Origin of the sequence: Rhodopseudomonas sp., assembly GCF_048594845.1 — a bacterium.
GTDB lineage: Bacteria > Pseudomonadota > Alphaproteobacteria > Rhizobiales > Xanthobacteraceae > Rhodopseudomonas.
This window is the reverse complement of record NZ_JBMDXE010000129.1, coordinates 1-1,683: the sequence shown is the minus strand read 5'-3', so window position 1 is coordinate 1,683 and position 1,683 is coordinate 1. Positions and strand designations below refer to the sequence as shown.

Genomic DNA, 1,683 nt, shown 5'->3' with positions numbered 1-1,683 from the left:
ATTGCCGTTGGCCTGCTTGATCGGCCGCACCTCGACGCCGGGGCTCTTCATGTCGAGGAAGAACATCGTCAGACCCTTGTGCTTGGGCACGGTCGGGTCGGTGCGGGTGATCAGGATGCCGTAGTCCGAGTAGTGCGCGCCGGAGGTCCAGATCTTCTGGCCGTTGATGACCCAGTCGTCGCCATCCTTCTCGGCGCGCGTGCGCAGGCCGGCGACGTCCGAACCGCCGGCAGGCTCAGAGAACAGCTGGCACCACACCTGCTCGCCGGAGCCGAGCGGCGGCAGATAGTGCCGCTTCTGGTCTTCCGACGCGTAGGCCATCATGGTCGGGCCGCACATGCCCTGGCCGATGATGAACATCGCCGTGAGCTTGCCGAACACGCCCTCTTCCTGCTGCCAGATCACGCGCTCGATCGGTGACGCGCCGCGGCCGCCATATTCCTTCGGCCAATGCGGCACGGCCCAGCCGGCATCGGCCTTCTTCTTCTGCCAGGCCTTGGCGACGTCGAGCACATTGGCGCCCTTCAGCACCACGCGGCCGAGCGACGCCTTGCGCAGGTCATCCTCGTATTGCTTCGGCGCATTGGCGTCGATCCAGGCGCGCGCCTTGGCGCGGAATTCGGCTTCCTGCGGAGTATCGTCGAAGTTCATCTGCCTATCCTCATCTCGCAGCTCGTGCCCCGGATGCAGCGCAGTGCGCCGCCCTTGCGGCGTGGTGCGCTGCTGATCCGGGGCCCCGGTTCACAGCGCGTCAAGCGGGGTCCCGGATCTGCGGAGCAGCGCTGCGCGCTGCACCGCGTCCGGGACACGCGTGTCGTTACGCCGCGTTCTTCTGGCGCATGCGGTCGATCAGTTGGTCTTCCCAATAGGACTGGCTGCCAAGAGCGAGCGCCAGCGCGTTGGAGCGGCGATAGTACAGGTGGCAGTCGAACTCCCAGGTGAAGCCCATGCCGCCGTGCACCTGGATGTTCTGCTTGGCGCAGTGCTGGAACGCCTGCGTCGCGCTGATCCGAGCCGCGGCAGCGGCTTCGGCGAGCTCGCCCGCATCGGTCGAGAGCGCCCAGGCGCCGTAGTAGCAGTTCGAGCGTGCCAGCGTCGCCGAGACGTACATGTCGGCGAGGATGTGCTTGACGGCCTGGAACGAGCCGATCGGGCGGCCGAAGGCGATGCGGTCGAGCGCGTAGTCGCGGCCCATTTCCAGCGCGCGGTCGGCGCCGCCGACCTGCTCGAACCCGATCAGCACCGCCGCGCGGTCCATCACGCGCGACAGGATGCTCCAGCCTTCATTCGCGGCGCCGAGCGGCTCGGCCTTGGCGCCGGCGAACACGAGTTCGGCCTGCTGCCGCGAGGGGTCGACGTTGGTGAGCGGCTTCGCAGTCACGCCGCCGGCCTTCAGATCGACCAGGAACAGCGAGATATCGGTCTCGCGACCGCTGTTGCCGGTGCGCGCCGCGACGATCGCGAAGTCGGCAATGGCGCCGTCGGCCACCGGCTTCTTGGTGCCGGAAATCGTGCCGTTGGACGCAGTGACCTTCACGGCCTTGTGCGACGGATTGCCGGTGCCTTCGAACAGCGCCAGCGTGCCGATCGCCTCGCCCGACGAGATCTTCGGGAGCCACTTTTGCTTCTGCTCGTCCGAGCCGGCGATCAGCAGCGCTTCGGCGGCGAGATACACGGTCGAGG

2 protein-coding genes are annotated in these 1,683 nt (G+C 67.5%); both read right to left on the bottom strand.

Translation table 11 applies throughout. The annotated features are described in order from the left end of the window. A partial coding sequence (locus ACOJTD_RS07795) for an acyl-CoA dehydrogenase family protein (RefSeq protein ID WP_420132350.1) occupies nucleotides 1–651 on the bottom strand: 651 nt, incomplete at its 3' end. A 166-nt stretch (nucleotides 652–817) separates the two neighbouring features. Then, nucleotides 818–1,683, bottom strand: an 866-nt coding sequence (locus ACOJTD_RS07790) for an acyl-CoA dehydrogenase family protein (protein WP_420132349.1), incomplete at its 5' end; no start/stop codon positions are given.